Source organism: Bradyrhizobium sp. NBAIM01 (genome assembly GCF_020194115.1).
Taxonomy (GTDB): Bacteria; Pseudomonadota; Alphaproteobacteria; order Rhizobiales; family Xanthobacteraceae; genus Bradyrhizobium; species Bradyrhizobium yuanmingense.
In genome coordinates, this window is record NZ_JADYVU010000004.1 from 258,441 (window position 1) to 283,790 (window position 25,350).

General features: G+C 66.0%; 25 protein-coding genes. 8 read left to right on the plus strand and 17 right to left on the minus strand.

The window, feature by feature from the left end:
- Window positions 1–113 precede the first annotated feature (113 nt).
- The 5 genes from greA to I6F31_RS16465 form a co-directional block, all read right to left on the minus strand.
- A complete protein-coding gene (greA, locus tag I6F31_RS16445) occupies window positions 114–596 on the minus strand; it encodes a transcription elongation factor GreA (RefSeq protein WP_036009784.1) in 483 nt (160 codons plus the stop codon).
- A gap of 55 nt (window positions 597–651) precedes the next feature.
- Window positions 652–1,155, minus strand: a complete 504-nt coding sequence (locus tag I6F31_RS16450; RefSeq protein WP_225185832.1) for a hypothetical protein — start codon at window positions 1,153–1,155, stop codon at window positions 652–654.
- 280 nt (window positions 1,156–1,435) lie between these two features.
- Complete coding sequence (locus I6F31_RS16455; RefSeq protein WP_128266570.1) at window positions 1,436–1,774, minus strand: hypothetical protein; 339 nt, start codon at window positions 1,772–1,774, stop codon at window positions 1,436–1,438.
- A 175-nt stretch (window positions 1,775–1,949) separates the two neighbouring features.
- Entirely contained in the window at window positions 1,950–2,468 is a 519-nt protein-coding gene (locus tag I6F31_RS16460) for a hypothetical protein (RefSeq protein WP_036009755.1), read from the minus strand.
- A 152-nt stretch (window positions 2,469–2,620) separates the two neighbouring features.
- Window positions 2,621–4,168, minus strand: a complete 1,548-nt coding sequence (locus I6F31_RS16465; RefSeq protein WP_036036084.1) for an acetolactate synthase large subunit — start codon at window positions 4,166–4,168, stop codon at window positions 2,621–2,623.
- Between the two features lie 259 nt (window positions 4,169–4,427).
- Here I6F31_RS16465 and I6F31_RS16470 point away from each other — a divergent pair, with 259 nt between their 5' ends.
- Window positions 4,428–5,006 (plus strand): L,D-transpeptidase, encoded by a 579-nt coding sequence (locus I6F31_RS16470; protein ID WP_036009766.1) that lies wholly within the window; start codon window positions 4,428–4,430, stop codon window positions 5,004–5,006.
- Between the two features lie 71 nt (window positions 5,007–5,077).
- Window positions 5,078–5,893 carry a DUF2927 domain-containing protein gene (locus tag I6F31_RS16475; protein WP_225113924.1) on the plus strand — a complete coding sequence of 272 codons (816 nt, stop codon included), beginning with the start codon at window positions 5,078–5,080 and terminating at the stop codon, window positions 5,891–5,893.
- A 19-nt stretch (window positions 5,894–5,912) separates the two neighbouring features.
- Here I6F31_RS16475 and I6F31_RS16480 read toward each other — a convergent pair whose 3' ends face one another.
- Together I6F31_RS16480 and I6F31_RS16485 are read right to left on the minus strand one after the other, a co-directional pair.
- Window positions 5,913–6,941 (minus strand): TIGR01620 family protein, encoded by a 1,029-nt coding sequence (locus tag I6F31_RS16480; protein WP_225134802.1) that lies wholly within the window; start codon window positions 6,939–6,941, stop codon window positions 5,913–5,915.
- Window positions 6,938–8,407, minus strand: a complete 1,470-nt coding sequence (locus tag I6F31_RS16485; RefSeq protein ID WP_225134803.1) for a YcjX family protein — start codon at window positions 8,405–8,407, stop codon at window positions 6,938–6,940. The genes I6F31_RS16480 and I6F31_RS16485 overlap by 4 nt, the downstream gene beginning before the upstream one ends.
- Before the next feature lie 185 nt (window positions 8,408–8,592).
- Here I6F31_RS16485 and I6F31_RS16490 point away from each other — a divergent pair, with 185 nt between their 5' ends.
- Window positions 8,593–9,288 carry a hemolysin III family protein gene (locus I6F31_RS16490; protein WP_036009743.1) on the plus strand — a complete coding sequence of 232 codons (696 nt, stop codon included), beginning with the start codon at window positions 8,593–8,595 and terminating at the stop codon, window positions 9,286–9,288.
- A gap of 44 nt (window positions 9,289–9,332) precedes the next feature.
- Entirely contained in the window at window positions 9,333–10,127 is a 795-nt protein-coding gene (locus tag I6F31_RS16495; RefSeq protein ID WP_036009739.1) for an SDR family oxidoreductase, read from the plus strand.
- 155 nt (window positions 10,128–10,282) lie between these two features.
- Here the strand turns inward: I6F31_RS16495 and I6F31_RS16500 are convergent, their stop codons facing one another.
- Window positions 10,283–10,744 carry a MarR family winged helix-turn-helix transcriptional regulator gene (locus tag I6F31_RS16500; RefSeq protein ID WP_225185726.1) on the minus strand — a complete coding sequence of 154 codons (462 nt, stop codon included), beginning with the start codon at window positions 10,742–10,744 and terminating at the stop codon, window positions 10,283–10,285.
- Window positions 10,745–10,819: 75 nt separating this feature from the next.
- Between I6F31_RS16500 and I6F31_RS16505 the strand changes: the two genes are divergently transcribed.
- Window positions 10,820–11,596, plus strand: a complete 777-nt coding sequence (locus tag I6F31_RS16505; protein ID WP_036009738.1) for a glucose 1-dehydrogenase — start codon at window positions 10,820–10,822, stop codon at window positions 11,594–11,596.
- Window positions 11,597–11,692: 96 nt separating this feature from the next.
- On the opposite strand, the gene mdlC is transcribed toward I6F31_RS16505, so the two are convergent.
- The 4 genes from mdlC to I6F31_RS16525 form a co-directional block, all read right to left on the minus strand.
- Window positions 11,693–13,315, minus strand: a complete 1,623-nt coding sequence (mdlC, locus tag I6F31_RS16510; protein WP_225185727.1) for a benzoylformate decarboxylase — start codon at window positions 13,313–13,315, stop codon at window positions 11,693–11,695.
- 141 nt (window positions 13,316–13,456) lie between these two features.
- Window positions 13,457–14,308 (minus strand): MaoC family dehydratase N-terminal domain-containing protein, encoded by an 852-nt coding sequence (locus tag I6F31_RS16515; RefSeq protein ID WP_225134807.1) that lies wholly within the window; start codon window positions 14,306–14,308, stop codon window positions 13,457–13,459.
- 15 nt (window positions 14,309–14,323) lie between these two features.
- Entirely contained in the window at window positions 14,324–15,424 is a 1,101-nt protein-coding gene (locus I6F31_RS16520) for a CaiB/BaiF CoA-transferase family protein (protein WP_225144227.1), read from the minus strand.
- A 10-nt stretch (window positions 15,425–15,434) separates the two neighbouring features.
- Window positions 15,435–16,604: an acyl-CoA dehydrogenase family protein gene (locus I6F31_RS16525; RefSeq protein ID WP_225144228.1), complete on the minus strand. Its 1,170-nt coding sequence runs from the start codon at window positions 16,602–16,604 to the stop codon at window positions 15,435–15,437.
- 126 nt (window positions 16,605–16,730) lie between these two features.
- On the opposite strand from I6F31_RS16525, the gene I6F31_RS16530 reads away from it, so the two are divergent.
- Entirely contained in the window at window positions 16,731–17,651 is a 921-nt protein-coding gene (locus tag I6F31_RS16530) for a LysR substrate-binding domain-containing protein (protein ID WP_225144229.1), read from the plus strand.
- A gap of 230 nt (window positions 17,652–17,881) precedes the next feature.
- Here I6F31_RS16530 and I6F31_RS16535 read toward each other — a convergent pair whose 3' ends face one another.
- A complete protein-coding gene (locus I6F31_RS16535; RefSeq protein WP_225185728.1) occupies window positions 17,882–19,156 on the minus strand; it encodes a cytochrome P450 in 1,275 nt (424 codons plus the stop codon).
- Window positions 19,157–19,180: 24 nt separating this feature from the next.
- Window positions 19,181–20,446, minus strand: a complete 1,266-nt coding sequence (locus tag I6F31_RS16540; RefSeq protein WP_225185729.1) for a cytochrome P450 — start codon at window positions 20,444–20,446, stop codon at window positions 19,181–19,183.
- A 309-nt stretch (window positions 20,447–20,755) separates the two neighbouring features.
- Between I6F31_RS16540 and I6F31_RS16545 the strand changes: the two genes are divergently transcribed.
- Window positions 20,756–21,901: a DUF898 domain-containing protein gene (locus I6F31_RS16545; protein WP_225185833.1), complete on the plus strand. Its 1,146-nt coding sequence runs from the start codon at window positions 20,756–20,758 to the stop codon at window positions 21,899–21,901.
- A 3-nt stretch (window positions 21,902–21,904) separates the two neighbouring features.
- Window positions 21,905–23,014, plus strand: coding sequence for a M48 family metallopeptidase (locus I6F31_RS16550; RefSeq protein WP_036028635.1), 1,110 nt, complete (start codon window positions 21,905–21,907; stop codon window positions 23,012–23,014).
- A gap of 18 nt (window positions 23,015–23,032) precedes the next feature.
- On the opposite strand, the gene I6F31_RS16555 is transcribed toward I6F31_RS16550, so the two are convergent.
- From I6F31_RS16555 to I6F31_RS16565, 3 genes are all read right to left on the minus strand, one after another.
- Window positions 23,033–23,245, minus strand: coding sequence for a hypothetical protein (locus I6F31_RS16555; protein WP_036028638.1), 213 nt, complete (start codon window positions 23,243–23,245; stop codon window positions 23,033–23,035).
- 68 nt (window positions 23,246–23,313) lie between these two features.
- On the minus strand, window positions 23,314–23,943 hold the full coding sequence (gene upp, locus I6F31_RS16560) for a uracil phosphoribosyltransferase (RefSeq protein ID WP_036009715.1): 630 nt from the start codon (window positions 23,941–23,943) through the stop codon (window positions 23,314–23,316).
- 167 nt (window positions 23,944–24,110) lie between these two features.
- Window positions 24,111–25,349, minus strand: a complete 1,239-nt coding sequence (locus I6F31_RS16565) for a URC4/urg3 family protein (protein WP_225185730.1) — start codon at window positions 25,347–25,349, stop codon at window positions 24,111–24,113.
- Window position 25,350: the final 1 nt, after the last annotated feature.

Below are 25,350 nucleotides of genomic sequence, written 5' to 3' on the forward strand. Positions count from 1 at the left end.
CTTCGTTTGGCGGAGACGACGGCCTCGCGCTGTTCCGGATCTGCTTTAGGCGAATGGGATTGAGGCTGTCGATGGCGCTCTTTGCCACGCAACTCACCTCGGCTTGCGCACCCCTACGCAATCGACAGGATCTCGATCTCCTGCGCACCTGAACCGACGACGTCGCCGACCGCCTTGCCCATCAGCGACCTCGCGACGGGCGCGACGAACGAGATCGAGCCGGCCTTGGGATCGGCTTCGTCCTCGCCGACGATGCGGTAGGTCTGGACGCGGCCGTCAGCACGGCTGAAGCTCACGGTGCTGCCGAACGCAACGATTTCGGTCGCGACAGGATCGGGCATCACCTGCGCCGTGCGCAAGCGTTCCGTGAGATAGCGGAGATCGCGCAGGGGCACGGCGGACTGCCGGCGCTTCTCGTTGACGTCCTCGATGGCTTGCGCGGCTTCATAGGCCGCCCGCGCTTCGGCGAGCTGCGCCTGCAATGCGTTGAAGCCTGCTTCCGTCACGAGGTTCGGATGCGGCGAGATCGGGCGGTCCGGCAACAGCGTCTCGGACGCGGTTTCGGCGCTCTCTTCCTTGGTGAAGGCGACGCTCAATTGAAGATCCTGTCGAACTGTTTCGCTTGCGACGCCATGGCGCCGACGACCGAGATTATATCTCAAGTTCGACGAAACGGCGGAGCTTGAAGACGAGGTCCGGCACGGCCTGGCGGAACCGGGTTGCGTTCTGGAAACTGGTGGAGAACGGCGCGAAAGTGAGCATCGCGTTCCAGTGCCGGTAACCGTAGACCGTGACCGAGACGCCGGAACTCGGGAAGTTGTCCAGCTTGCGCAGCTCGCCGAGCACGAGATCGGCGATCGCCTCCGCCGGCAGCAGCCGCTTGCCGTCCCGCGTGGTTGCGATTTGCGCGGGCGGCTCGGCCGGCTCGGCGGCCGCCGCTGCGGCATCGGGCGCGCTCTCGGCTTCGGCCGCATCGGACCTGGACTCGGACGTGGACTCGGACCTGGACGTCGCGGCCGGCTCCATGGGATCCGCCGGCACGATCGGCGGGACCTCGGCGAGCGGAGGCGGTGCAGCAGGGTCTGCGCGCTTGTTGCCTCCCAGGATGCTGCTGATCATGGCCACAAGGCCGGCATCCTTCACCTCATCGCTCATCATTCCCCCCGGGCTTCGGCCTACTCTAGCACCGCTCGCGCAGACCGCCACCGGCGATGTGGCAGGGCTATCGCACATGGGAGCTCTTCCCTTGCGGCCATCCTTCGAGACGCCCGCTTTGGCGGGCTCCTCGGGATGAGGTCCGAGTGCGCGGCAGCAGCTTCAACGAGCGCTGGTGCCGCAGAGCCTCATCCTGTGAGGAGGCGCGTAAGCGCCGTCTCGAAGGACGAGGCGTGCGCGCCGGCCGCGCCACAAGTCATAGGCGATAGCGTGCGATCCGTTACTGCTTAGCGAACGGAATGTATTGGTGGTACCGCTTGGGCACCGAGCTGCGATAGCGCGCCGGCACGGTGCCGGTGTCGACCGAATGATCGATCTCCTGCTGGCGGGTCATCTTCTTCTTCGCCGGCTTCTTCGACGCGCTCTTCTTGCCGTCAGTGGGCTGGCTGGACGTGTCGGTGGTCGCGCTTGGCGCTGTGGTCGTCGCAGCCGGCGCAGTGCTTGTCGCGGCAGGCGCAGCGGTTCCGCCCGCGGCCGGCGCGCCCTGCGCCAGCGCGAGCGGCGATTGCATCATGAGCATCAGCGCTGCCGTCGCAGCCAGCAAATATGATTTCTGCATCAGAACCTCCAAAATACCTGATCCGAATGAGCCAGCGTAGGCCTCCGGCATCGACGCGTGCAAGTCCGCCCACGATAGGCCCGATCGCACGCCGGAACTGTGGTGGGGGTCACACTCCCGGCGTGGTCTGCCTCACGACCTCGCAGCGTGCGCAGGTTCGCAATGGCGCGCTCGGCTATGCGCGAGCTGCGCGGCCGGTCTCCTCCAGTCGCGAGGCGAACCAGCGTGACAGCGGCTCGTCGACGGCACCGCTGACATAGACCTCCGACATCGTCACATGTTGCCTGTCCAGCACCAGGAGCAGGCCGATCCAATAGGGAAACCAGACATGGACGTCGGTCAGCGCCCGCAGCTTGTGCTGGTCGTGATCGAGCGGCGTGTGGTTGCTCGCCTTGCGGATCTCCACGGCGAGCAGATTGTTTGGGATCTCGCGCTGATGCACGACGACATCGGGGTAGATCGACTTGCCGAGATGGTCGTCGGTCGAGATGATGGTGCCGTGCGGCAGATGCAGCGTGCGCTCGCCGAGCCGGTCGTAGTTGCAGTCGACCGACCAGCCCGAGAACTGCTTCTCCAGATGCACGGCGAAACGGTGCGTGACCGCCCGCTCGCCGACGTCCTTCTCGAACAGGAAGCCCTCGTGGGCGTAGAAGTCCCTGACAGCCGCGATCACCTTGTTCAGCTCCGTCTGCATCGTGCCTCCGGGCCCATCACGTGCGCGCCAAGTTGGTAGCCCGGATGAAGCGTAGCGCAATCCGGGACTCTCGCAAAACACACCAGCCCCGGATTACGCTACGCTCCATCCGGGCTACATGAGACCGGAATTCGCGGCGCAATCGGTCCGGTCTACATCTGAACTTCGATCAGGCGCGGGCCGGGCTCGGCGACGGCCTCTGCCAGTGCCTTGTTGAACTCGTCGGCGTTGGTGACGGCGCGGCCGGGCACGCCCATGCCCTTGGCCAGCGCCACGAAGTCCAGGGTCGGGCGGTCGAGGCGGAGCATGTCGTTGGCGCGCTGGCCGGGCTCGCCGGCGCCGACATTGTCGAACTCGCCGCGCAGTATCTGGTAGATGCGGTTGGCGAACACGATGGTGACGATGTCGAGGTTCTCGCGTGCCTGGGTCCACAGCGACTGGATCGTGTACATCGCGCTGCCGTCGCCGACCATGGTGATCACCTTGCGGTCCGGGCAGGCGATCGCGGCACCGATCGACAGCGGCGTCGAGAAGCCGATCGAGCCGCCCATGTTCTGCAGCCAGTCGTGCGGGGCGGCCGCCGCCGTCGGCGGGAAGAAGCCGCGGCCGGTGGTGAGGGATTCGTCGACCATGATCGCGTTCTCGGGGATCGCACAGGCAATGGCCTGCGCGATCGAGGCGAAGGTGAGCGCGCCGGTCGGCTTGACCAGCTCAGCCAGAGCCTGCGGCTTGACGTCCCTGGCGCTGGCCTTCACGGCGCCGGCGAGTGCTTCGAGCGCGGCGACCGAATTCTCGCCCCAGGAGGTCATGCGATGCACCTCGCAGCCCTGCGGCTTGAGCATGCTCGGCTTGTTCGGATAGGCGAAGAACGCCACGGGGTCGTCGGACTCGACCAGCACGATGTGACGGAATTTCGCCAGCATCGGCAGGGCTTGATCGATGACGTAGTGGATGCGGTCGATCGAGAAACGGCCACGGCCGCGCGCCATCTTCGGACGGAAGGTCGGGCCCATCACGGTGCAGCCGGTCTTGCCGGCGATGCGCTCGGCCAGCGCCAGACCCTGCGCGCTCAGCGCGCTGCCGGTCATCAGGAGCAGCGTGCCTTCGCCGTCGCCATGCAGGATCTTTGCGGCCTGCTCGACCGCCTGCGGCGAATAGCTGGCGCGCTGCTGCTCGGCCGGAACCTCGGCGATGCCGTCGGCCTCGTTCCAGGCGGTGTCGGCGGGCAGGATCAGGGTCGCGATCTGCGGCGGCGCGCTTTTGGCGGCGGCAATGGCGGCGGCGCCGTCCGCGGCGACCGATTTGGCATCCGGCGAGGTGCGGACCCAGGACGACATCGGCCGGGCCAGGCCCTCGATGTCGGAGGTCAGCGGCGCGTTGTAGCCGATGTGGTAGACGGCGTGCTGGCCGACGATGTTGACGATGCCGGAATTGGCCTTCTTGGCATTGTGCAGATTGGCAAGGCCGTTGGCGAGGCCGGGGCCGAGATGCAGCAGGGTCGAGGCCGGCGTGCCCTTCATGCGGAAATAGCCGTCGGCCGCGCCCGTCACCACGCCTTCGAACAGGCCGAGCACGCATCGCATGCCGGGGACACGGTCGAGCGCCGCGACGAAATGCATCTCGGAGGTGCCGGGGTTGGTGAAGCAGACGTCCACCCCGCCCTTGACCATCGTCCGCACCAGGCTTTCCGCACCGTTCATTCTGTCTGCTCCCGCAACCTGCCAGTGATCCGTTCGGTCAATCATTGTTCGCGCGGCGCGTCAAAGCAATAGCGGGCATTGCGGCCCTGCCCCGCGTGGTGAGACGCGGATTTGGCTAACGCTTTCCAGCAAATTGGCGCAGTTGCGATTTGGTAACGCCAGTCGTTAACGATGCGACCCTCACGGGCCCGTGGCTTGCGAAACGCGCGCAAATATGGCCTCTGGGTCCGGTTGAATCGATTTTTTTCTGGGGGAGATGATGATCCGGTTTTTTGCCGCACCGATGGCCGCAATGGCGCTGCTGCTGGCTGGCGCAGCCGACGCGTCCGCGACGGGGATGATAGACTTCACGGGCACCAGTTCCACCAGCTATATCGGCCGCGGCGGCGCGAGCCCGATCCCCCGCACTACCGTCATGTATAACGGCAGCTACGCCCCGGGCACCGTCGTGGTGAACACCGCCGAGCGGCGGCTCTATTTGGTGCTCGGGAACGGGCAGGCGCTGCGCTACGGCATCGGCGTCGGCCGCGACGGCTTCCGCTGGGCCGGGGTGCACAGGATCACCGCCAAGAGGGAATGGCCGGACTGGACGCCGCCCTCGCAGATGCTGGCGCGCCGGCCGGACCTGCCGCGCCACATGAAGGGCGGCATCGACAACCCGCTCGGCGCCCGCGCCATGTATCTGGGCTCGACGCTGTACCGCATCCACGGCTCCAACGAGCCGGAGACGATCGGTCAGGCCGTCTCCTCGGGCTGCTTCCGCATGACCAACGACGACGTCACCGACCTCTATAGCCGCGTCTCGATCGGCACCCCGGTGGTGGTGCTGAACAACTGACCAGGAACCCGCGCGGCGCGTGAATTTGCGCTCTTGTGCACGCGGGGCGAATGCGGCAGCGTCACAGCACGATGAGCGCATTCGTCCCGCCCTCGCCCGGCTTTCGCTTCGCCCTGCTGGCCCTCGCGACGCTCGCCTGCGCGCCTGACATCGCACCCATGGCTGCCGCCGCCGAGCTGCCCGCGGTGTCCTCGCGCCAGCGCGCCGAGAAGAAGAGCTTCACCGACGGCGAGATCATTGAAGGCTTCCTGAAGACGGCATTCGGCGCCGAATACCATCTTGCCGGCCGCGTCGACCGCATCCGCAAGTTCGACGGGCCGGTACGCGTCTACGCCGAGAGCGACCGCGAGGATCGCAAGACGCAGCTCGCCAAGGTCGTGGCCGACATCGGCAAGCGCGTGCAGCATCTCGACATCGCCATGATCGACACCAACGAAGCGGCGAATGTGCGCGTGAAGCTGGTGCGCGACCGCGATCTCTTCCGCACCATCTCGAGCTTCTACGGCGCCGAGAAGGCGCGCGAGATCCGCTCCTCGCTCGATCCGCAATGCCTGTCCGGCTTCCGCAAGAACGACAATTTCGAGATCGAGCATTCCGACGTCATCCTCACCGTCGACAACGGCGATTTCACCTTCCTCGATTGCGCCTATGAGGAGCTGCTGCAATCGCTCGGGCCGATCAACGACACCACGAGCGTGCCCTGGACCATGTTCAACGACAACGTCTCGATGGGCTATTTCGACGTCTACGACCAGTACATCCTCAACCTGCTGTACGATCCCCGCATCAAGGCGGGCATGACCGTGGCGGAGGTCAAGACCGTGCTTCCCGCCGTCCTCAAGGACGTGCGCGCCTGGGTGAAGCGGGCGAATAATCTGAAGGAGTGAGGCGGTCCAAGGGAGCGATCTACTCGTCGGCGTCCTTCTTCCGCAGCAGATCCGTCGCCAGATCCGACAGCTTCGGCGGCGGCAGGGCCGCGAACGGCAGCGGCCGCGTCACATCGATCGCGGCCAATCCCAGCCGCGCGGTCAGCAGCCCGTTCAGCACGCCTTCACCCAGGCGCTGCGACAGCTTCGCCGCGATGCCGTGGCCGAGCATCTGCTGCACCAGGCTGTCGCTCGCGGCCATGCCGCCGGTGATGGCGAGATGGGCGATGACGTGGCGAAGCAGGCGGATCATGCCGAGCGCGCCTGGGCGGCCGCCATAGAGATAAGCGAGCTGGCGGATCAGGCGCAGCGCCGCCACGAACACGAACAGCACGTCGATGGCGGCGCGCGGACTCACCGCCGTCACGATCGAGACCTTTTGCGCCGCTGACGACACCAGCCGCCGCGCCTCGGCGTCCAGCGGCGACATCAGCTCGCGCTCGGCGAGGCGGATCATGTCGGCGCCGTCGATGATCTCGCCGGCATGGCTCTCCAGCGTCGCGCGGGCGCGCGCCAGCTGCGGATTCTGGTGCGCGATCTTGAGCAGGTCCTGGACGATGACGCGGCTCTCCTTGCGATCGTCGCTGGCCAGCACGGAAGCTGCGCGCTGGTGCAGCTTCTCGATGGTCGCAAGACGCGCGAGGCCGAACGCCTCGCGTCCGATCACCACGGCAAGCGCCAGCGCGGTGATGACGGCGAAGGCAAGCCCGACGAAACCGAGCGTCTCGTTGCGCGCGAACAGATCCTCGATCAGATGCACCACGCCGAGCCCGGTGCCGAGCAGCGTCAATCCGGCGAGCCCCGACCAGAACAGAGTGCCCCAGGGAAAGCCGCGCCGCGCCGGGACTGCGGGTTGCACCGGCACCGGCAGCATCGCCGGGTCGGGCTCCGGCGTGATCTGGATGGTGGCGCGACCGAGACGGCCGGTCTCGTCGGCCTCGGCGACGACGACGCCGGGATCGTCGAGCCGGAACGTCGCCGGCCGCCGTGGCTTGGATCGCTCGGTCATGACAGCTTGTCTCCGATCAGGAACTGCAAAGCACGGTCGAGGCGGATGTGTGGCAGCGTCGGCTCGTCGGCACCCTCGCGTTCGAGCTTCGGCGGGCGGAAGCGCAGGAAGCGGAAATCGCTGTTCCCGGCCGCCTCCGACGCGAGCCCGCGGAACGCATCCGTCCCATTGAACAGCGGTTCGGGATCGAGCGGAAGATCGCCCGGAAAGGTCGCAACCTCGGTGTTGCCGTCGAAGAACTCGCCGCCGGCGCTTTCGCCTGCGGCGGGTGTTCCCAGGATCGACGGCAGCTTGTCACGGCCATGCGCCACCTGCGCTTCGCGCGTGGCGCGCACGGCGGCGAGCGCGACGACGTCGATCGCCGCGCCGGTGTTTTCCGCGCGCGCGACCGCGCGCGAGACGGCGCGGCGCAGCACCGCCTCGAGCCGGTCGTGGCTGGAATGATGCAGATGATCCGCCTTGGTCGCGGCGAACAGGATGCGGTCGATGCGCGGCCGGAACAGGCTGGAGAGGATCGTGCTGCGGCCGGTGTTGAAGCAGTCGAGAATGCCGGCGAGCGCGGCTTCGAGATCGTGCAGCGCCTCGGGGCCGGAGTTGAACGCGGCGAGCGCATCGGCCAGCACGATCTGACGGTCGAGCCGCGCGAAATGATCGCGGAAGAACGGCCGCACCACGACGTCCTTGTAGGCTTCGAAGCGCCGCACCATCATCGCCCACAGCGATCGCTCGCCCGCCTGCCCGCCAGCAGGCACGTCCAGCGGCGCAAAGGTCAGCGCCGGCGTATCGGCGAGATTGCCGGGCATCAGGAAGCGACCGGGCGGCAACAGGCTCATCGCAAACCGCTCGTCGCGGCAGGCGCGCAAATAATCGGTGAAGAGCTTTGCGGCCGTCAGCGTCGCCTGCTCGTCCTCGCGCGCTTCGGGCTTGAGCGTTACGAGATGACTGTGCCACTCGGCTGCGAGATGCGCGCGCGGCGCCTCGCGCGAAAGCGCCAGGCTCTCCGCCGACCATTGCTCGTAGCTCTTGTGCAGCAACGGCAGGTCCAGCAGCCATTCGCCGGGATAGTCGACGATGTCGAGCGTCAGCGTGCGGTCGGCGCCGTTCGGGCGCTGGTAGTCGATCACGAGCCTGAGCTCGCTGATATCCACGGTCGAGCTCGGCCAGCGCCGTTCCTCGATCAGCGCGCGCAGATGGTTCTCATAGGCAAAGCGCGGCACGGCATCGTCCGGCTGCGGCGCCAGGTGCGCCCGCGCGATCCGGCCCGAGGCGTAGGCCTCGAACACCGGAAACCGGCCGCCGCGCGTCAGTCCATGGATCAGCGCGGTGATGAATACGGTCTTACCGGCGCGCGACAGACCGGTGACACCAAGCCGCACCGTCGGGTTGAAGAAGTGCTCGCCATAGTCGATCAGCGCCCGCGCCGACAGCCGCGCTTCCTCGACCATATCCTGGAAACTGAATGCCATATGAACGTGAGGGGATCTCGGGCGAGGGATACGCAAAACGGATTAGTCACAAAAGTGGCAATTGCCTGAAGAAATTCAAGCTTTCATACTTCCACCGCCTTTCTCGGCAAATCAGCCGTTTGAACGACCCGCCGGTCCTGAAACACCCATCTAGAGGGCATTGCCTCGAGCCTTTGCGGATTGCCATGACCGTCTTCCAGTTGAAGCAGCTTGCATCCTCTTCCGTCCACGCCGCAGCCGACGCGATCGGCTGGGACTACGATCGCGCCGAGCTGATCGCCGACGGCATCGTCCACGGGATCGGCGTGCTCGCGGGCATCATTGCCGCGACGGTGCTGGTGGTGCTGACGGCGGTCTATGCCGACGCCACCGACATCGTCGGCGTCTCCGTCTATGTCGCCGGCCTGCTCTCGATGCTGGTGCTGTCGGCGACCTATAATCTCTGGCCGGTCTCGCCGGCCAAATGGCTGCTGCGCCGCTTCGACCATTCCGCGATCTATCTCTTGATCGCCGCGACCTACACGCCGTTCATCCTGGAGCTGAAGGACAGCGTGTTCGCGTTGGTGCTGCTGGCCGGCGTCTGGTGCGTCGCAATCCTCGGCATCGTGCTGAAGCTGCTCTATCCCGGCCGGTTCGACCGCGTCTCGGTCGGCATCTATCTCGCGATGGGCTGGAGCGGCATGATGCTCTACGATGCCGTGGTCAGGGCGTTGCCCACGCTGGTGCTGGGCTTCATTCTTGCCGGCGGCCTGCTCTACAGCTTCGGCGTGATCTTCCACGCCTGGCGGCGGCTGCGCTTTCAGAATGCGATCTGGCACGGCTTTGTCTTGGCCGGCGCGGCATGTCATTATACCGCGGTGCTCGACCTCGTGTTGAGCTGAGAAGTTTCCGCGAAGCGGTATAAGAAGACGAGAGGAGACGTCGCATGCAGGTGACCGGCAAGGTCGTGGTCGTCACGGGCGGCGCAAACGGCATCGGCAAGGCGCTGTGCGAGGCCTTTCACAATGCGGGTGCGGCCAAGGTCGTGGTCGCGGACATGGACGCGGCCAATGCGCGAGCGGTCGCGGCCATGGTCGATGGCGCCGCGTTCAAATGCGACGTCGCGCAGGAAAAGGACATCGTCCACGTCATCGAGGAGACCGAGCGGCAGTTCGGCCCGATCGCGCTGTTCTGTTCCAACGCCGGCATCGGCGGCGGCTTCGATCCAATGTCGGAGAACGCCGGTGGCGCTTCCGACGAGCCTTGGCAGCGCAGCTGGGCGATCCACGTCATGGCGCATGTCTATGCGGCGCGGCATCTCGTCCCTCGGATGAGGGCGCGCGGCGGCGGCTATTTCCTCAACACCATCTCGGCCGCGGGCCTGTTGTCGCAGGTCGGCAGCCCGGCCTATTCGACGACGAAGCACGCTGCGGTCGGTTTCGCCGAGAACCTCGCAATCTCGCACAAGGCCCACAACATCAAGGTCTCGATCCTCTGCCCGCAGGGTGTCGACACCAACATGCTGCGCTCGATTCCCAAGGGCCCGCAATCCGGCGACGGCGACCTGACGCCCGAGCAAGTGGCGAAAGACGTGCTCGCCGGACTCGAGCAGGAGACGTTCCTGATCCTGCCGCACCCGCAAGTGCTCGGCTACATGCGCAAGAAGACCGAGAATTACGACCGCTGGATCGGCGGCATGGCCAAGATCCAGGCGAAGATGCGGGAGGAGTTCGGGAAGTGAGTCGCCGCAATTGACGCTGTCATGCCCCGCGAAGGCGGGGCATCCAGTACGCCGCGGCCTGTCGGCTCAACCACGACCGTCTCGGAGTACTGGATCGCCCGCCTGCGCGGGCGATGACACCGAGTGTGTAGAAGCAGCTTCAGCAGCCTCGCGCATCACACGGCCGCTTCCACCTCATCCCCCACCCGACTCGCCCGCAGCGCCCGCGCATAGAGCATCATGCCCTCGCGCACCTTGCGCTGCTCGGCTTCCGTCAGCGCCGCCAGCGCGCCGCGCACCTGCTGCCGGCCGAACGCATGGAGAGCCTCCAGCGTGCGCCGGCCCTTCGCCGTCAGCGACAGCAGCTTGCTGCGCGCATCCGCCTCGTCCAGCGTCTCCTTGAGCTCGCCGCAATCAATCAGCTTGCGCACCAGACGGCTGACGCTGGATTTCTCCAGCCGCAGGAAATCGCCGAGTTCGCCCGACGTCATGGGGCCGCGGATGCCGATCTCCAGGATGGTGTGGACCGCCGAGGGCGGATAGCCCGAGGCCGCCACCGTGGCGTCCATGAAGCCGAGTTCGCGCACCATCAGGCGCGAGGCGGCGCGGATGTCGTCAATCAGCGAAAGCTCGGCCATGGCTTGACTCGACCCATATGTTGTATCATACAACTATATGGGCGCAACGGCGCGCGCAAGTGTTTGGAGTGGACCATGAGCGAAGCCTTGCCGACCGGTCAGCGCATGAGCAGCAAGGTCTGCCTGATCACGGGCGGCGGCAGCGGCATCGGGCGCGCAACGGCGCTGAGGATGGCGGCCGAAGGAGCGGAAGCGGTCGTCGTCGCCGGCCGGCGCGAAGCCGAGATCGAGGCCACTGCCTCAGCGTGCCGCGAACTCGGGACGGAGGCGATCGCGCTTCAGACCGACATCACGCGGGAGGACGAGGTCGCGCGCCTCGTCGGCACAGCCGTCGGGCGCTGCGGCCGGCTCGACGTCGCCTTCAACAATGCCGGCTTCCAGGAGCGCCGCGCTCCGCTGGAGGAACAGGGCACGGAGATCTACGACAGCGTGTTCGACACCAATGTCCGCGCGCTGTTCCTGTGCCTGCGCCATCAATTGCCGGCGATGCTGGCGCAGGGGCGCGGCTGCATCGTCGTCAACGCCTCCGTCAGCGGGGTGCGCAATCCCAATCCAGGCTTCTCGCTCTACTCGGCCTCAAAGGCCGCCGCGATCTCGCTGACGCGCTCGGCGGCGATGGAGAACGCGCCGCGCGGCATTCGCATCAATGCGATCGCGCCCGGCCGCGTCGTCACAGACATGATGCTGCGCGCCGGCGTCGGCGATGTCGCGACGGTCAGCGCCGGCCTGCCGCTGCGGCGGATGGGCAGCCCGGAGGAGGTCGCCGAGGCCGTGGTGTGGCTGTCGTCGGATGCGTCGTCGTATGTCGTCGGGCATGTGCTGGCGGCGGACGGGGGATTTTTGGCGTCGTGATGTCGTAGCCTGGATGGAGCGCAGCGCAATCCAGGGCCGACTCGCCTGTGGCAGGATTCCCGGATTACGCTGCGCTCCATCCGGGCTACGACACGGTCAATGCTTCTGCCCGTACAGCACAGGCACTGCGGAATCCACGACGACCTCAACGAGGCTCGTGCCCGCATACGCCATGCCGCGCTTCAGCGCTTCGCCCAGCTCCGCGGCCTTCGTCACCCGCACCGCATGACAGCCCATGCCTTCGGCAAGCCGCACGAAATCGATCCCCGGCAGCTCCAGCCCCGGCACGTTGCGCACCTGCATGACCTGGCTGAACGAGCGCATCGCGCCGTAGCCGGAATTGTTGATGACGACGATTGTGAGCGGCAGCTTGCGCTGCGCGGCCGTCCAGAGCGCCTGGATCGAATACATCGCCGAGCCGTCGCCGATCAGGCACACCGTGCGCTGCTTCGGCTTGCCGAGGGCCATGCCAACCGCGGCTGGCAGAGAGTAGCCGAGACCACCGCTTGACATGGTGTAAAAACTGTCCTGGCCGCGCATCGGCAGGAATTTTTGCATCGCCGGCCGATGCGAAGGCACTTCCTCGACCAGTGAGGCGCCATCGGGCATCGCCTGCGACAGCGAATGCAGCAGAAATTCGACCGGCAGCGGATCGGCAGGCTGCGGCGCCGGCGGCAGCGTGCGGCCCTTCGGCGCCGCGCGCTTGCTCTCCGGCAGCAGATCGAGCAGCAGGCCGAGTGCCGGCTTCATCGTCGCGATGATGCTGGTGCCTGATGGCGTCACCGCGGCGGCATCCGCATCATCGGTGATCTGGAAGATGGTCGCGCCGCCGTCGAAGATCGCGGCATGGCCCTCGACATGGAAGGTGAACACCGGCGCGCCGATAACGACGACGACATCGTGCTCGCGCAGCGCATCGGACAGCTGCGCCGGCGAGGCATGCAGGAAGCCTGCGAATTGCGGATGCCGCTCGGGGAACGAGCAGCGTGCCGAGAACGGGCTGACCCAGACGCTCGCCTTGGTCTTCTCGGCGACGCGCACCATCAGATCCACCGCGCCGGCGCGATCGACGCCCGGGCCGACGACGAGCGCAGGGTGTTTGCTTGAGGCGAGCGCCGCAACCAGCGCCTTCATCGGCTCCAGCTCAGGGCCGATCTCGCGGCTCACTTTCCGCGCCGCGACCGGCGCGCAGGCATGGGCCCAGTCGTCGATCGGGATCGACACGAAGGTCGGCCCGCACGGCGGCTGCATCGCGGTGTAATAGGCCCGCGCGATCGCGGCGGGCACGTCCTCCGGCCTTGCCGGCTCGACGCTGTATTTCACATAAGGCCGCGGAAACTCGGAGGCGCGCTCGGCATAGAGAAACGCCTGCAAGGGCAGGATCGAGCGCGCCTGTTGGCCTGCGGTGATCACTAGCGGGGTCTGGTTGCGATGCGCGGTGTAGATGTTGCCGAGCGCGTTGCCGACGCCGGCCGCCGAATGCAGATTGACGAAGCCGGCATTGCGCGTCGCCTGCGCATAGCCATCGGCCATGCCGACGGCGGAAGCCTCCTGCAGCGCCAGCACGTAGTCGATATCGTCGGGCCAGTCGCTCAGGAACGGCAGCTCGGTCGAACCAGGATTGCCGAACACCCTGTCGATGCCGAAGGCGCGCAAGAGATCGAGCGTCGCCTGCTTCACGGTGACGGGCTTGCTGCCGGTCTTGCCGTTCCTGGCCATTGGTTCCGTCCCTGCGTTTATTGATTGAACGTAGCAGCCCCACCCGTCATTGCGAGCGAAGCGAAGCAATCCAGAATCTCTCCGCAGAGCCAGTCTGGATTGCTTCGTCGCTTCGCTCCTCGCAATGACGAGGAGAGACTATCACCACACCGCCGTTCCCTTCATCGTCGGCTGCCCCTCCGCGTTCGCGGTCCACAGCTCCATGCCCGCGTCGGTCTCATTGGCGTTGACGGAGAACTCCGTGCCTTCGAATAGCGGCTGCACGCCGCGATACGAAAACTTCTTCGGCGCCTTGCCGCCGCGAAGCTTGGCCGCCATCTCGACGATCAGCGCGGCCTGCAGCGGGCCGTGGAAGATCAGGCCCGGATAGCCCTCGACCTCAGTGACGTAGTCGCGGTCGTAATGGATGCGGTGGCCGTTGAAGGTCAGCGCGGAGTAGCGGAACAGCAGCACGGGATCGGACACATGCGTTTCGCGATGATGCGCCTGCGGCGGCGGAGGCGACGCCTTGCCGCCAGCCGGCGCGCCGCCGGTCATCTCGCGATAGACGATGTCCTGCCGCTCGCGGATCGCCGTGCCCCTCGGTGAGGAGATGCTGTGCTCGACCGAGACGAAGCACAGCGTGCCGGTCGAGCCCGTCTTCACTTGCACGTCGGCAATGCGCGAGGTCCGCGTCGATTCATCGCCGACGCGCAAGGGCTGCAAGAACTCGATCTCGCCGCCCGCCCACATCCGGCGCGGCAGCGGCACCGGCGGCAGGAAGCCGCCGCGGGTCGGGTGGCCGTCGGGCCCGAGCATCGACATCGGGAACACCGGCTGCGCCAGGCACCAATGCACCGTGAACGGCGCAGCATCGCCCGTCTTGGGCTCGCCGACCTCCTGGAACAATGTCGCGCGCAGGCCCTTCACAAGCTGCGCGGTGACGATGTCGGTGGCCTCCTGGCTGCGGCCGATCCATTGCCTGAGATGATCGATGTCGAGCTTCTCGGTCATGACGCCTCGCTCTCTTTATTTGGACTGGGGACGCTCGCCGATGGCGGGCACGGCGCCGTAGCTGCGCGTCTCGCCGACGATGATCGGCGCCGGCGCGGGATAGCTGACGCGTCCGTTCGGCGTGTCGACATCGATGCGGCGCAGATGCGGATGGTTGGCGAGGTCGGCCATGGTGTTGACCTCGGCGAAGGCGATGTCCGCGTCCGACAGCCGCTTCAGGAGCTCGCCGCGCGTCATCTTGCCGAAGATGTCGGCCACCGTCGTGTCGGTAAAGTCGCGGTTGCGCACGCGCTCGACCATGTTGGCGACGCGGGGATCGGCCGGCAGGTCCGGCTGATCCAGCACCTTCGCGCACAGGGTCTTCCACTCGCGCTCGCTCTGGATCGAGATCAGGATGTCCTTGCCGTCCTTGGAGGTGAACACACCGTAGGGCGCGATCGAGGGATGGCGCAGGCCCATGCGCTTGGGCGGATTGCCGGCTTCGGCATTGAGCAGCGGCACGGTGCACCAGTCCGCCATCACGTCGAACATGGAGATGCGGATGTCGGCGCCCTTGCCGGTGCGCCCGCGCGCGATCAGCGCCTCCAGGATCGCCGCATGCGCGGTGGCGCCGGTTGCGACGTCGACGATCGACATGCCGACGCGCGAGGCGCCGTCGGGATTGCCGGTGATCGAGGCGAGCCCGCTCTCGGCCTGGATCAGGAGATCATAGGCCTTGCGGTGGGCGTAGGGACCTTCGTCACCATAACCGGTGATGGTGCACGAGATCAGCTTGGGATAGTCCTTCAAGAGCCGCTCGCGCGAGAAGCCGAGCTTGTCCATCGAGCCGGGTTTCAGGTTCTGGATCAGCACGTCGGCACTCGCGATCAGCTTCTCCAGCTCGGCGCGGCCTTCCTTCGTGGTGAGATCGACCACCGCCGATTGCTTGCCGCGATTGAGCCAGACGAAATAGCTGCTCTGGCCCTTGGCCGCCGCGTCATAGCCGCGGGCGAAATCGCCCTCGGGCCGCTCGATCTTGATCACCTCCGCGCCGGCATCCGCCAGGCGCGAGGAGCAGAACGGCGCCGCCACCGCCTGCTCGACCGCAATCACCCTGATCCCGTCCAATGCTCCCATGGCCGCCACCTCAGTACGAGCGCGGCATGCCGAGCACGTGCTCGGCGACGAAGGACAGCACGAGGTTGGTCGAGATCGGCGCCACCTGGTAGAGCCGCGTCTCGCGGAACTTGCGCTCGACGTCGTATTCCTCGGCAAAGCCGAACCCGCCATGGGTCTGGATGCAGGCGTTCGCCGCTTCCCAGGACGCATCCGCCGCCAGCATCTTGGCCATGTTGGCCTCCGCGCCGCAATCGAGCCCGGCCTCGTATTTGCGCGTGGCTTCCTTCACCATCAGCTCGGCCGCGCGCATCGAGGCGTAGGCTTTTGCGATCGGAAACTGGATGCCTTGATTCTGGCCGATCGGCCGGCCGAACACGGCGCGCTCCTTGGCGTAGTTCGTCGCCTTCGCGATGAACCACTTTGCGTCGCCGACGCATTCGGCCGCGATCAGGATGCGCTCGGCATTCATGCCGGAGAGGATGTAGCGAAAGCCCTTGCCTTCCTCGCCGATCAGATTCTCCGCCGGCACCCTCATGTCGGTGAAGAACACTTCGGTGGTGGCGTGGTTCATCATGGTGCGGATCGGGCGGATCTCGAGACCGTTGTTCTTGGCCTCGCGCATGTCGACGATGAACACCGACAAGCCATCGGTGCGCTTCTTGACCTGGTCCTTCGGGGTGGTGCGCGCCAGCAGCACCATCAGATCGGAATGCTCGGCGCGGCTGGTCCAGATCTTCTGGCCGTTGACGATGTAGCTGTCGTTGCCGTCCTTGCGCGCGAACGTCTTCAGCGAGGAGGTGTCGGTGCCGCTGGTCGGCTCGGTGACGCCGAACGCCTGCAGGCGCAACTCGCCGCTCGCGATCTTCGGCAGGTACTTTGCCTTCTGCTCGGCATTGCCGTGCCTGAGCACCGTGCCCATCGTGTACATCTGGGCGTGGCAGCCGCCGCCGTTGCAGCCGGCGCGCTGGATCTCTTCCAGGATCGCGGCGGCCGCCGACAGCTTCAGGCCCGCGCCGCCGTATTCCTCGGGAATCAGCACCGAGAGATAGCCGGCCTCGGTCAGCGCATCGACGAACGCCTTGGGGTAGGCCATCTCGCGGTCGAGCTTGCGCCAATATTCGCCGGGGAACTGGGCGCAGAGCTTGGCTATGGCCTCGCGGATGTCGGCGTAATCTTCGGCGTGGTGTTCTTGACTCATGGCGTTTCCAATTCTCAGCGGCAGTTAAAGATAACGCCGGCCAACCCACGGGCGTTGTGAAAACAATGCCCGCCCCCTATGCTCATTTGTTATAGCGTATGGAGTAGCCTTCCAGGATTGGCAAGCATGGATTTCCGGCAGCTCAGGACCTTCAGTTGCGTGGCGGAGCTCGGCAGCCTGTCCAAGGCCTCCGACACCTTGCGCGTGGCGCAGCCGGCGCTCTCCCGGCAGATCAAGCTCCTGGAACACGAGCTGCGCACCGAACTCTTCACGCGCAACGGCCGCGGCATGGTGCTGACCGAGGCCGGCCGCCTGCTGCTCGCACGCACCTCCGGCATCGTGCGGCAGATCGACCAGATCCGCGACGACATCCAGTCGGCCAAGGGGCCGCCGTCCGGCCAGGTCGTGCTCGGCCTGGTTCCGACCGTGAGCTGCGTGCTGTCGGCGCGCTTTGCACGGCGCTGTGTCGAAAAATTTCCCGGCATCTCGCTGCGCATCGTCGAGAGCTACAGCGGGCATCTGGTCGAATGGCTGCATCGCGGCGAGATGGATCTCGCCATCCTCTACGGCCGCTCGGCCGACCTGCATCTGAACGTGCAGAGCCTGGGGCGCGACAACATCGTCGCGGTAGGTCCGCGCGGCTGCGGCTTGGCGCGCAAGAAGAGCGTCGACATCGGCTGGCTGCTGCGGCAACGCCTGGTGCTGCCCTCTCATTCCCACGGCCTCCGCGCGCTGATCGAGCACGCCGCGGCCCAGCGCAAGATCAAGCTCGACGTCCAACTGGAGGCGGATTCGTTTCGCGTGCTGACGAGCCTGGTCGAGGAGGGCCTCGGCTTCGCGCTGCTGCCGCCGTCCTCTGTCCACGACGAGGTCGCGGACGGGCGGCTGGAAACCGCCCCCGTATCCAAGCCGATGACGCGCGAGCTCATCTTTGCCTCTCCAATCGACCGCCCGGCCTCGACGGCCTCGCTCGCCATCACCGCGCTGCTGCGCGAGGAGGTCGCCGCCTGCCGCAAGGACGGCGTGTGGGACATCAAGCTGAGTTAGATGGCGTGTGGTAGAACAGCCGCGCGCGGTCGTGCCTTCGCATCTGGCGCGAGCTGTCATGCCGGAATTTTATAGCTGGGGAGTGCCGTGCCTGCCGGTGCGGGCGTGACGAGCAGGTGTGTCCAGGACACCGTCATTGCGAGCGCAGCGAAGCAATCCAGAAATCCCTCCGCGGTGACAGTCTGGATTGCTTCGTCGCTTCGCTCCTCGCAATGACGGTAGGAGAGAGCTCAGCCCGGAATCCGCACCGGCAGCGTCTCATATCCCTTGATGAAGCTCGAATAGATCCGCTTGGGCTCGCCGACCACCTCGATGCGGTCGAAGCGCTTCAGCATCTCCTCCCAGACGATCTTGAGCTGCAGCTCGGCGAGGCGCATGCCGACGCAGCGGTGGATGCCGAAGCCGAAGGAGAGGTGCGTGCGCGGGCGGGGGCGGTCGATGATGAACTCGTCCGGCTTGTCGAACATCTCCTCGTCGCGATTGCCGGAGACGTACCACATCACGACCCGGTCGCCCTTCCTGATGTGCTTGCCGCCGATCTCGGTGTCCTGGAGCGCAGTACGCCGCATATGCGCCAGCGGCGTCTGCCAGCGGATCACCTCCGGCACCATGGAATCGATCAGCTCCGGATTGGCGCGCAGCTTGTCGTATTGCTCCGGGTTCTCGTTCAGCGCCAGCACCGAGCCGGTCATGGTGTTGCGCGTGGTGTCGTTGCCGCCGACGATGAGCAGGATGATGTTGCCCATGAGGTTGTCGGGGTCCATGTGGCGCGTCGCCTCGTTGTGGGCCATCAGCGACAACAGGTCGTTGCGCGGCGCGGAGTTGACACGCTCGTTCCAGAGCTTGGACATGTAGGCGTAGCACTCGTCCATCTCGCGGCGGCGCTCTTCGGCGCTGGCGACGATGCCGCTCTTGGGCAGCGCGGTGGAAACGTCGGACCAGCGCGTCAACTTGCGCCGCTCCTCCCAGGGGAAGTCGAACAGGGTCGCCAGCATCTGCGTGGTCAGCTCGATGGAAACGCGCTCGACGAAGCTGAAGGTCTCGTTGCGCGGCAGATTGTCCAGCACGGTCTGCGAGCGCTGGCGGATCAGCTTTGCCAGCTCGTCCAGATGCTGAGGGGTGAACATCGGCGACACCGTCTTGCGCTGCGCCGAATGCCGGGGCTGGTCCATCGCGATGAAGCTCGGATAGTCGTAGCCTTCCGGCACGTCGCGGATCGAGATGCCGCCGAGCTTGGAATCCGAGGAGAAGATGCCGTGATTGGTGTCGACATGCATGATGTCGTTGTATTTCACCACCGACCAATACGGCTCGATCGGCGCATTGGTGCAGTAATGCACCGGCTCTTCGTTGCGCAGCCGCTCGAACCAGGGCCACAGCGTGTCGTCCTGGAACAGCCGGGGCGCGCCGGGGTGGAATTGCGACAACGGCGTCGCATAGGCCTCCTCGCGCGCCTTCCGCATGCGTTCGGCCTTGTCCACTTTAACCGGCGCTTGGATGTTCATGATCGTGGCTCCGTTGCGTTCGACTCACGCAGCAATCTTCACCGGCAGCGTTTCGATACCCTTTACAAAACTCGAATAGACCCGAGTGGGTTCGCCGACCACATCAATATGGTCGAACCGCTTGAGAATTTCCTCCCAAATAATCTTGAGCTGGAGCTCGGCGAGCCGCAGGCCGACGCAGCGATGGATGCCGAAGCCGAAGGACAGGTGCGTACGCGGGCGGGCGCGGTCGATGATGAACTCGTAGGGCCTGTCGATCACGTCCTCGTCGCGGTTGCCCGAGACGTACCACATCACGACCTTGTCACCCTTCTTGATCTGATTGCCGCGGAACTCGAAATCGGACAGCGCCGTGCGGCGCATATGCGCGAGCGGCGTCTGCCAGCGGATCACCTCCGGCACGAAACTGTCGAGCAGGTCAGGGTTCTCGCGCAACTTGCGATATTGCTCCGGATGCTGGCTCAGCGCGAGAAGCGAGCCCGACATGGTGTTGCGCGTGGTGTCGTTGCCGCCGACGATCAGGAGGATGAGATTGCCGAGGAAGTTCTTCGCATCCATGTCGCGCGTAGCAGTGCCATGCGCCATCATCGACAATAGGTCGCTCTTCGGCGGCTGTTCGATGCGCTGCTTCCACAGCTTCGAGAAATAGGCCGCACATTCCGTCAGCTCGGCCTGCCGCTCGTCCTCGGTCGCGACCAGGCCGTCAGGCCCGGGAATCGTGGTGGCGACGTCGGACCAGCGCGTCAGCTTGCGGCGATCCTCCCAGGGGAAATCGAACAGCACCGCAAGCATCTGCGTGGTGAGCTCGATCGACACGCGGTCGACCCAGTCGAACACCTCGCCGCGGGGAAGGTTGTCCAGGCACTCGGCCGAGCGCTTGCGGATGTTGATGGCGAGATTGTCCAGATGCGTCGGCGTGAACATCGGCGCCACGGTCTTGCGCTGGGCGGCATGGCGCGGCGGGTCCATCGAAATGAAGCTCTCACGGCGTAGATCCGGATCGATGTCGCGGATGGTGATGCCGCCGAGCGCGGAGGCCGAGGAGAACACCGCATGGTTGGTCTCGATCTCCATGATGTCATTGTAGCGCGTCACCGACCAGTACGGCCCGAACATCGAGTCCTTGCAGTAATGCACGGGATCCTCGCGGCGCAGCCGATCGAAATAGGGCCAGAACGTATCGGTCCTGAACAATTCGGGGTCGCCGGGATCGAACTGCTCCAGCGGCAGCGACATGGCGCGCTCGCGCAAGGCGTCGAGCTTGGCCGCGCTTTCGATGGTCCCATGCATGACCGTTCTCCCTGAATATGAACCGCGCGTCGTTGAATTCTGCGCTGCGGTATTTGATTTGCAATTACAGCCGGTTGTCTGCGCCGGGGCAAGGGAGAGTTTTGCCTCATCCAGCCTTCACGAGCGCGTTGCACGATCGTCACGGCGCCACGAGAACGTGACCTCCCGCACGCCGAACGACAGAGAATCGTGCGAGAAACCCGCTGGAATCGAGCTAAATCGAACCCGCTCATCTTGGGGATCGACTAATCTCTGATCTATAGTTTGGCTGGAACAGATCCGCATCCCGAGGTTGCCGCCGTGAACGACATGCAATGGACCCCGATCGGGTCCGAACCCTTGCCCCCGCCGCTGCCGGCGACGCGGGTCGATTTCTCCGGCAGCCGCTCCGAGTTCCGCAAAATGGTCACCAAGGGTGCCATGCTCGAGCTCGTGACCTTCGGCTTCTACCGGTTCTGGCTCGTCACCGACATCCGCCGTCATCTGTGGACGCACACCGCGATCGATGGCGATGCGGCCGAATACACCGGACGGGCCAAGGAGCTCCTGGTCGGCTTCCTGTTCGCGCTCGCGATCCTGGTGCCGATCTATCTCGCCTATTTTCTCATTGGCATCGAGTTCGAGCGCTGGCAGGCCTTTGCGTCGACGCCGCTATTCATCGCCTTCTACGCCTTCGGCCAGTTCGCGATTTTTCGCGCGCGGCGCTACCGCCTGACCCGCACGGTCTGGCGCGGCGTCCGCTTCTGGATGGACGGCTCCGGCTGGGCTTACGCGTTTCGCGCCATGCTATGGGGCTTGCTGGTGCTCCTGACGCTCGGTCTCGCGCTGCCCTGGCGCGCGGCGGCGCTCGAACGCTACAAGATGCGGCACACCCATTACGGCGATCTCCGCGGCGATTTCGACGCCGACGGCTGGACCTTCTTCAAGCGCGGCTGGTGGCTCTGGCTGCTCAGCCCGATCGCGCTGATCATCTTCCCGCTCGCACCGTTCTTCTATGCCGAGTTCAAGGCGCGCGAATGGCGCTGGTGGCTCGATGGCATCCGGATCGGTGGCGTCAGCCTGTCCTCGGAATTGCGTCATGATGCCTTCTACGGCCTGTACTGGAAAGTGATCGGCTGGTGGATGCTGCTCACGGTCGCGTTCGCAGCCTATATGGGCGGCAGCGCCTTCCTGGTCGTCTCGCTCACAGGCGTTTCCGCCGAGGAGATCTTCGCCGGCGACAATGCGACGAAGAGCATCCCGATGGTGGCGATGATGGTGATCGGCTATTTCGCGCTCGCTCTTGCCATCAACATCGTCATGCGGGTCTATCTTCAACGCGATCTTTGGGCCAAGGTGCTGGAGACCGTCGAGGTGCACAACATCTGGGCCGCGGCGGACGTGCGCGGCAGCGGTCAGCTTGCCGGCGCGCTCGGCGAAGGCTTTGCCGACGGACTCGATGTCGCGGGATTCTGAGCTGTGAGTGACGTGTTTGCCGAGACCCCGGCGCAGTCGGAGAGTCCGACCATCTTCTTCGACGGCGTGTCGAGCCGCAGACGGCAGGTGACGCTGACGCTCAGTGATGCGCTCGAGATCGCCGAGGACGGCGCAACGCCTGTTCGCTGGGCCTACGCCGACGTTCGCCGCGCCGACAGTCCCCCCGGAATCCTGCGCCTGGCTGCGACGTCTGCACCGCCTCTGGCGCGGCTGGAGATCCGCGATGCCGTGCTCGCCGCGGACGTAGCCGCGCGCTGCACGCGCCTCGACGAGCACCGGACGACGCGCAGCGGCGTCGCGAAAATCGTGGGCTGGTCGGTTGCCGCCGCCGTCTCCATCGTCTGCGTCGTCCTGTTCGGCGTGCCGCTCGCCGCCGACCGGCTCGCGCCGCTGGTGCCGAAGCCCGTGGAACGGCGCATCGGCGACGCCGCCGAAGTGCAGATGAAAACCATCTTCGGCCGCGGCGTGTGCGAAGACCCCGCGGGCAAGGCCGCGTTCACGAAGCTCGTCAACCGCCTGCGCGATGCGGCCGGCCTCGACGACTCAATGACGGCCGGCGTGCTGCCGAGCTCGATACCGAATGCCTTCGCGCTGCCCGGCGGCAAGGTGTTCGTGCTGAAGGGCCTGCTCGACAAGGCCGAAAGTCCCGACGAGCTCGCCGGCATCCTCGCCCACGAGCTCGGCCATCTCAAGCATTACGACAACATGCGCGGCCTGATCTACAACGGCGGCACCTCGTTCCTGATCGGCCTCTTGTTCGGCGACATCACCGGCTCCTCGGCCGTGATCTTCGCCTCGCGCAGCCTGGTCGAAGCGTCCTATTCGCGCGAAGCCGAGACCGGCGCCGACACTTTCGCGATCGAGATCATGCATGCGCTCGGCCGGTCGCCGAAGCCCGCGGCCCAGCTGATGTTCCGCATCACCGGCAAAGAGGGCGGCTCCGGCCTGACGAATATCCTCGCCAGCCATCCGCTGACCGAGGACCGCCTCGCGCGCATGACGAAGGAGGACCGGCCCGCCAGCGGCCCGCCGCTGCTGACCGACAAGGAGTGGCAGGCACTGAAGGGCATTTGCGGCAGCGGGAAGGTGTGACGGCCCGCTCCTGGCGCATCACTTCGCCGGCGCAGCCGGTGGATTCGATCCGGTGGTGACGTTCGGCGCCGTGTTCGGGTTCGAGGTCGTGGTCTGGGGACCGAACTCGCGACCATTGTAGAAGAAGACGGCCGCGACCACGGCGATCACGAAGATCGCGCCGACTGCCCAGCCCACCGGGCTGTTGCGGCGCGCTCTGTCGGCCCTGCGGTCCTCATTCTGATAGGTCATCGTTGCTCTCCATCGCAAAGCAGGAGAACCTCGCGCGGCGGAAGCTGTTCCTAAAACGCGCCCAGCACTTACCGCGTTCCGTAGGCGCGGTCGCCGGCATCGCCGAGGCCCGGCAGGATGAACCCGTTGTCGTCGAGCCCTTCATCCACCGCCGCCGTCCAGATCGGCACGTCCGGGTGCAATCCGCGCAGCCGTTCGAGCCCTTCCGGTGCGGCGATCAGGCAGGCCAGGCGGATGTCCCTGGCGCCGCGCTCTTTCAGCCGGTCGATGGCGGCGACGGCGGTGTTGGCGGTGGCGACCACCGGCGTCACCACGATGGCGAGGCGCTCGCTGAGGTCGGACGGCGACTTGAAGAAATACTCCACCGCGGCAAAGCTGTGCGGCTCGCGGTAGAGCCCGATATGGGCGACGCGCGCGGTCGGCACCAGATCCATCATGCCGTCGACGAAGGTGGTGCCGGCGCGCAGCATCGGCACGAATACCAGCTTCTTGCCGGCGATCTTGGCCGAGTGCATCGTCGCCAGCGGCGTCTCGATCACGGTGTCGGTGAGCGGCAGGTCGCGCGTCACCTCGTAGCACAGCAGCATGCCGATCTCCTTGATCAGCTCGCGGAATGACTTGGTCGAGATGGACTTGTCCCGCACCAGCGTCAGCTTGTGCTGCACCAGCGGATGATCGACGATCGTGACGCCTTCCATGATGAGATGCTCTTGCTTTTCCCTTCTCCCCTTGTGGGAGAAGGTGGCGCGAAGCGCCGGATGAGGGGTATCTCTCCGCGAACTCCAACTGAGAGATGTGCCCGCGGCGACAACCCCTCACCCGGCTTCGCTTCGCGAAGCCACCCTCTCCCACAAGGGGAGAGGGTTTAAAACACCGTGCCGTCGCTGATCACCTTGAGCGGCGGCGATCCATCGGGACGGCGTGCAAATGCGATGGCGCGGCCCGCCGCCCACGTGCCGCCTTCGAGGATGCTCGCAAGCGGCAAGGTCCGAGGGGTGCGGCCGAGCTTGGCGTGAATGCGCTCCGCCAACCTGTCGAGCAATGCAACCGTCAGCGCGCGCCACTCCACGACGAGCAGCGAATCCACTTCATGCGCACGCGCGGCATCGGCGGCATCGCGCAGGCGCAGCACGTCATGATCGACGAACAGACCGCCGTTGCGGTATTCGGCGAGCCCGGTCAGGCCATCGATGTCGGTCACCTCAAAGCCGGCGCGCTGCAGCGGCTCGATCAGCGAATAGCTCAGCCATTGCGACAGCTTGTGCAGCGGCACGAGGCCTGCCGTGCCGTCGTCCGCCTTGATCGCCGGATGCCGCCAGCAATCGCCGAGCGGCACGCCCGCAAGCTCAAGTCGCGACGGCCAGATCGGTCCGAGCTGGTTCAGCACCGCGGACAGGATCGCGGGCGCTGCGACGGCGCCGCCGATCGCCTGCGCTGCGATATGATCGAACAGCCCGCCCGGCCGCGGCGTATCGTGCAGGCCGAACACGTCCGCACGCTCCGAGACCTGCCTGCCCAGACGCCGCAGCAGGTCGGTGCGTCCCTCCAGGCCGAGCAGCGGATTGGCCTCGGTCACCTGAAAGGCGGAGGTGAGTGAGCCAAGAGGCAGTCTTTCAAGCACCTCCGCATCGGCCCTGAACGGCGCACGCGCATCGCGCGAAAACAGCCCGCTCGCGAACATGTCGAGGCTCGCGATCGCGAGCCCTTCCGATCGCCCTACGTCTGCTCCCGTCACGCTGTCGCGATAGCGCCAAGCTGCGCCGGCGCCGGCATCGAGCAGCACGCTGACGATGGCGAGGTCGAACTCGGCGCGCGCTTGCGCCGCGCGATCCGGCCAGGACGCAGCATCGGCAAGCCGGGCCCAGCGGTCGACGCCGCCGAGCACGAAGTGCCGCCAGCGCGCATGGAAGGGAATGTCAAGCGTCGGATAGGCTTTACGGGTCACCGCGAGCACGGCATCGGCAACGCCATCGATGCGGTCGAGATCGACCGTGAAATGGGTGAGCCCGCCGGCAAGGCCGAGCTCGAGCATCTGCCCGGCGCGCGCGCGCACCGCCTTTGCGGTGAGCAGCGCGCGTGCCTGCGATTCCAAAGCGTCCGCCATC